We start from the raw sequence: 4,915 nt of genomic DNA, 5'->3' as shown, positions 1-4,915 counted from the left end.
GAAAATTTTGGAGAGTTCTGGTGTTTGAAAAAGTTGTACTTAGGCGCTCGGAAGAGGGAGTTCCCGTAACAAAAGGGGAGATCGCTGAAGCGTTACTATTTTATCAAAGTGTCCATATTATTATCGACTATGCTAGTTTCCGTGGGCTTGTAACTCAACTAGGCATGGACTTATTTTTGAGGCTACTCGCTTTGCCTAGTGTTACTGCTGTTTATACCGAAGAAATCCTTTCTACATACAATGACAATAATCAGTTTCTGTATGCAGCAATTAAGTTTGTTGGCGATCAAGAAAGGGGTGAGTTGCATAGTCGAAAGAAAAGGCTTCAGTTTCAAATTGAAAAACTGGGTTTCGACAAAAAGAAAGCACTCAAATACGCAGAGCGGTTTTTAAAATTAGTTTCCAAACATGATCTCTCAAGCGATCATTTTGTTCAAAACGGCATTACACGTAGCGCAAGAGCACAACTTCAAGATCAAAGCTATATCAACCAATGCGCACAAAGAATTGTAGCTAATCAGTTAGGATGCAAGGATATCGATAGTAGTTTGTTTTTAAATGTGGACTTTATTGAAAACTCCGAGAGATTTAGAGTTCGAAGCAACATTGACTTTGATTTCATCACCTTTAAATCAAAGCGAATAAATCCAAGTGCTGGTGATTTCAATCAAGCGGGCTTACTGAGCCAAATTTTAGAGTCTCACGCTGATTTGATGCTTGCATCCCATTACGGTGGCGACTTTTTTAGCTCGTCAGTTTCATCACAGTTGATTAATATCAAGTTCTCCCATGTAACTAAGAGAACTGACCTAAACAAAAACGAGCTAGCGTCTTTTAAGCATGTAGTGCTCAATGATTACCCATCAGTTAAGGAAGTCATAGATTCAGATCGCAGATCATTTTCGGAGTTTTTAGAACTTTTAGAAAAATCAGATAGATTTAAAAAATGGGCTGTTGGGGTTAACCCTGATGTTGGTGTTGTATCTGAGTACCTAAAAGAGTTAAGTGGTCAGCACTGGTTGGAAAAAACACCCGGAAAAACACTTAGGTACGCTTTAGGTTCAACAATTTCTGTCGTCGCACCATTTGTTGGGTCAGCCCTATCACTCGCAGATACACTACTTACTGATAAGCTTGCAATCGGTTGGAAACCGAATCACTTTGTAAACAAGAAAATTAAACCGTTTCTGGATGATGATTAAATTTTCTAACAAACTGTTTAAGAGTGATTCGCAACGCGTGGCATTTTCACCATGCGTTGGTTTAAGTGATTAAGGTGGTATGCGGGCGCTTCGGCATTGCGTTGCTCACACCTTAACAGGGCGTTATATGCCAGTAATCAGGAAGTCGATAGCAGCAATAATCTCGTTTCTAAAAGTGCTCAAATCATTTACCGGATCACGCAAGATCTTAGTTGGTACACTCGCCATTTGGTGAGTTAGGATTACGAAGTCACCTTCATCAATGTGGATCACTGGGCATAGGTGAGTAGGGGCTTTCTTCTCTAACATTTCAACCGGTGTTAATGGAATCACAAGTCGGGTATTCAGTGTATCAAGCATTTCACTTTGAACATCAACAAAGTATGGGTAAGCGGTAGCAGTGCTTTTATCGTTATTTTGGTATAGTGAAAACTGTGACATTAGAATACTCGGTAAGAATCAGAAAATAGACCGTGATTTTCGGTTAGTTCATTGCAAGCGTTGATAGCATCTGCATTTTGCTCTAACCACTCAGTCTTACGGCGCTGATTTACTTCTTTTTCAAGGGCTTTTTCCATTGTTGCCGAGAGGTTTATGTTTAGGCGCTTAGCTTCAGCGAGTAACTCGCTATTTAAGCTTAAGTTTGCAGCCTTCTTGGGTGCTTGCGTACTATATGCGTTTCTCATGATAATTACCTATGCGTATTTACGGTGCGCATTAAGTATAGGCGCACGAAAGGCATATAACAAACAATTTAAGAGTGATTCGCCACGCTTGGCATTTTTAGTTTGGGTTTAGTTTAGTGTTTACGGCGTCTAAGTTGAGTGCAGTGGTAGCGTGGCTCACACCTTAATTGGGCGTTAGCCGACAACCAGAAACTTGAGTTATGGAGGACAAAGTGAACGTAAGGAAAGCGATCAAAAAAGACTCTGGTAAGTTGCTAGAACTTATTGAACACAAAGCTGAATTTGACCGGATTATGAAAGGGTTCGACGGCGAAACCTCCACAACTAAAGAGAAAATTGAACGAACCTTATTTGGTGACTATCCGTTTGCCCATGCTTTGCTATTGGAAGTAGATGGCGAAGTTCAGGGCTTCGCCTTGTTTCATTATCGTTATTCATCTTTTCGCGGCGAGCTTCTATTTGGCTTGATGATCTTCTAGTTTTTGACAAGCATAGGTCAAAGGGGTACGGCGCTGAACTTATGCATGCTTTGAAAACGGAAGCTCAAAAGTCATTAACGTCTCATATTTCTTGGACGGCAAGTCCATACAACACGAAAGCACACGAGTTTTACAAGAAATTAGGCGCAGAAGTTGAGCGAATGGATGGTCAGCGTCCGTATTTCCATTGGGCAATGTACGGCTAACAAATTGTTTAACAGGGACAAAAAACGTATGCCATTTTCCGCTTCGCTTCAAAGTATGGCACACTAGTTTTTTGCCCGTTAACAAGGCGTTATGTTACATACAGTCAAAAACGCTATCAAAAAGCTTAAAATACCTATCTTTTCCTTCGTGCTTAGATTTAACTCTCTGATTATCATAAGTAGTTAGTGTTTACTTGATAATTAGGAATAACAATGTCAGTCCTCAGATACTGTAAAATCGATGAAATGGTTATATCACCAAAAATGAAAGGGTACCTAGATCGTTTCCATAGTAAAATCGAACTTGGGAATCTGCTAGCAACTTCAGTTGCTTCTAGTCAGTTTATTGATATATTTTCTGGACGTGCCACAACAGGAAAGCGACTAAAAAAAATCTATGAGCATGACTGGGAAGTCTTCGGTGAGGTATTACTTGCGGCACATACAATTACCAGAAATGAAGCCAATAAAATTGCTGACGAAGCAAGGTTGTTTTCTGTTGGTAATGAATCTAAATTTTGGGACTGTGTTTATGAAGCTACTCGTTAGTCTATTAGCAATATTGCTATCTACTCACACCTTCGCTATAGAAAAAAGCTACACAAAGCTTAACCAAAAACTCGACTACTGTACTTCGCTACCTGAAACAAAGTTCGAGGCCATATCAGATCCTTGGCTAGTAGGACAGCCTCTCACTTCAAGAAAAGTAGCACTCTTAATGGTTAAAGATTATCTAATCCAAGAGTGCGCCCGTACAGAAGTAAAAGAGTTTTTATATCAAGCTTATCTATCGCACTCCAGAGCTAATGATAGTGAGGCCATTAAAAGTTTCCTAGCTCTAAAAAAGAATTCTGTAGCTGAAAACTATAGAGATATTGTTGATTCCGACTTTCTAGAGCAGGTTGCTAGATTAGCTGAATCAGGTATGTTTGGGGAAAATTTTGATGTACTAACCGCTTTAAATGCTATAGGACATTAACATAACAAATGCTTTAAGAGGGACAACCAACGCTTGGCGACTTTAATACTTCTTTTACCTTCTGTGTTTTAAGCACTCTACTTTCAGTTCAGAGAAGCGTTGTTTGCCCCTTAAGCAGGCGTTATGTGGCGAAGAGGAAATATGGAAATTTCATTACTAGCGGATTTCCCGCATGAAGCACCACAGATTGCAAAATGGTACTACGATGAGTGGGCTAGAATTGCTCCGGATTTCACCGAAGCTATGGTGCTTGAAAAAGTCATAGAGAAATCCGTTAATCGAAATAAACTTCCGTTGTCTCTAGTCGCTCACATAGATACTGAACTTGTCGGTGTTCTGGAGCTTAAATTTCGTGAAAATAAGCACTATCCAGAGTATGAGCATTGGGTTGGTGGTGTGTTTACTCACCAGAGTCATAGATGTAAAGGTATTGCACATAAATTGTTAGACTCAGCGAAAGAAAAAACAATCAGTCTTGGTGTCAAAAAGCTGTACCTACAGTGCGAGAGTTTTAATATCAAGCTGTATTTAAATCATGATTTTAAAGTTCTACATCAGGCACAACACCATGAAATAGAAACGACTATCATGGTGTGGGAACCAGACACATAACAAGCAATTTAAGCAGACCCTCAACGCGTGCCATTTTTGGTTTGCAGTCAATTCCGTGTTTAAGGTGTTATGCAGAGGCAATCGTTGTGCGTTTCGGGCTACTTAATCGGGCGTTAGCCACACAAGGAATAATTGAATTATGAACATAAGGAACGAATGTTCGAAAGACTATACCCAAATTGAAGAGATAACGAAGTTGGCTTTCTTGGGCAAACCATACTCTTCTGGTACAGAGCAATACTTAGCTGAAAAGCTACGTGCACATGACGCCTTAGTTCTATCCTTGGTCGTAGAAGAAGCTGGCGCAGTTGTTGGTCATCTCGCTCTTTCCCCAATAAAGATTGATGGTCTCAATGGCTCTTATTTCGGCCTTGGTCCACTGGCTGTTTTGCCTAGTGCTCAAGGAAAAGGTTATGGCACTGCGTTATTGAACTCAGCCTTGGAATTTCTGTCTACAAATAGAGCTATATGTTGTGTTCTAGTTGGAGATCCAAACTATTATTCACGTGTAGGCTTTGCAGTTGAATCAGAGCTAACATATCAAGGAGCCCCTGCTGAATACTTTCAATCAATCTGGTTTACTGAAGAAAAATTAGTAGGTGAAGTTGAATTTCATGAGACCTTCGAGTAGTGGGCTAACAAGCAATTTAAGAGGGATTCTCAACGCTTGGCATTTTTGCTTCTACTTCAATTTTAGTGTTTATGGCACAATGCTTTAGGTTTGGGTGGTGGCGTTGTTCACCCCTTAATT

The 4,915-nt window shown here is 40.0% G+C and carries 7 protein-coding genes and 1 pseudogene; 6 read left to right on the top strand and 2 right to left on the bottom strand.

The window, feature by feature from the left end:
* Positions 1–1,202: hypothetical protein (locus UA76_RS06460; RefSeq protein WP_238322197.1), on the top strand; the 1,202-nt coding region annotated here is incomplete at its 5' end.
* Between the two features lie 123 nt (positions 1,203–1,325).
* Here the strand turns inward: UA76_RS06460 and UA76_RS06455 are convergent.
* Positions 1,326–1,643 (bottom strand): CcdB family protein, encoded by a 318-nt coding sequence (locus tag UA76_RS06455; protein ID WP_026050327.1) that lies wholly within the window; start codon positions 1,641–1,643, stop codon positions 1,326–1,328.
* Complete coding sequence (locus tag UA76_RS06450; RefSeq protein WP_026050326.1) at positions 1,643–1,888, bottom strand: type II toxin-antitoxin system CcdA family antitoxin; 246 nt, start codon at positions 1,886–1,888, stop codon at positions 1,643–1,645. Before UA76_RS06450 ends, UA76_RS06455 begins: the two co-directional genes overlap by 1 nt.
* Before the next feature lie 200 nt (positions 1,889–2,088).
* Here UA76_RS06450 and UA76_RS06445 point away from each other — a divergent pair.
* The 5 genes and pseudogenes from UA76_RS06445 to UA76_RS06425 all read left to right on the top strand — a co-directional run bounded on the left by UA76_RS06445 (position 2,089) and on the right by UA76_RS06425 (position 4,795).
* Positions 2,089–2,573, top strand: a pseudogene (locus tag UA76_RS06445) (N-acetyltransferase family protein).
* A gap of 213 nt (positions 2,574–2,786) precedes the next feature.
* Positions 2,787–3,122 carry a hypothetical protein gene (locus UA76_RS06440; protein ID WP_047044151.1) on the top strand — a complete coding sequence of 112 codons (336 nt, stop codon included), beginning with the start codon at positions 2,787–2,789 and terminating at the stop codon, positions 3,120–3,122.
* Positions 3,106–3,552 carry a hypothetical protein gene (locus tag UA76_RS06435; RefSeq protein ID WP_047044149.1) on the top strand — a complete coding sequence of 149 codons (447 nt, stop codon included), beginning with the start codon at positions 3,106–3,108 and terminating at the stop codon, positions 3,550–3,552. Before UA76_RS06440 ends, UA76_RS06435 begins: the two co-directional genes overlap by 17 nt.
* A gap of 141 nt (positions 3,553–3,693) precedes the next feature.
* Positions 3,694–4,164: a GNAT family N-acetyltransferase gene (locus tag UA76_RS06430; RefSeq protein WP_047044147.1), complete on the top strand. Its 471-nt coding sequence runs from the start codon at positions 3,694–3,696 to the stop codon at positions 4,162–4,164.
* 139 nt (positions 4,165–4,303) lie between these two features.
* Positions 4,304–4,795, top strand: coding sequence for a GNAT family N-acetyltransferase (locus tag UA76_RS06425; protein ID WP_047044145.1), 492 nt, complete (start codon positions 4,304–4,306; stop codon positions 4,793–4,795).
* The last annotated feature ends 120 nt before the right edge of the window (positions 4,796–4,915 follow it).

The sequence above is a fragment of the Vibrio mexicanus genome (assembly GCF_001012815.1).
GTDB classification, from domain to species: Bacteria; Pseudomonadota; Gammaproteobacteria; order Enterobacterales; family Vibrionaceae; genus Vibrio; species Vibrio mexicanus.
The sequence above is the reverse complement of the archived record's forward strand: the minus strand, read 5'-3'. Positions and strand labels throughout refer to the sequence as shown.

Excerpts from the sequence above, each read along its gene's own strand:
- UA76_RS06430 (WP_047044147.1), top strand. The coding sequence starts at position 3,694 with ATGGAAATTTCATTACTAGCGGATTTCCCGCATGAAGCACCACAGATT.
- UA76_RS06440 (WP_047044151.1), top strand. The coding sequence starts at position 2,787 with ATGTCAGTCCTCAGATACTGTAAAATCGATGAAATGGTTATATCACCA.
- UA76_RS06450 (WP_026050326.1), bottom strand. The coding sequence starts at position 1,888 with ATGAGAAACGCATATAGTACGCAAGCACCCAAGAAGGCTGCAAACTTA.
- UA76_RS06425 (WP_047044145.1), top strand. The coding sequence starts at position 4,304 with ATGAACATAAGGAACGAATGTTCGAAAGACTATACCCAAATTGAAGAG.
- UA76_RS06455 (WP_026050327.1), bottom strand. The coding sequence starts at position 1,643 with ATGTCACAGTTTTCACTATACCAAAATAACGATAAAAGCACTGCTACC.
- UA76_RS06435 (WP_047044149.1), top strand. The coding sequence starts at position 3,106 with ATGAAGCTACTCGTTAGTCTATTAGCAATATTGCTATCTACTCACACC.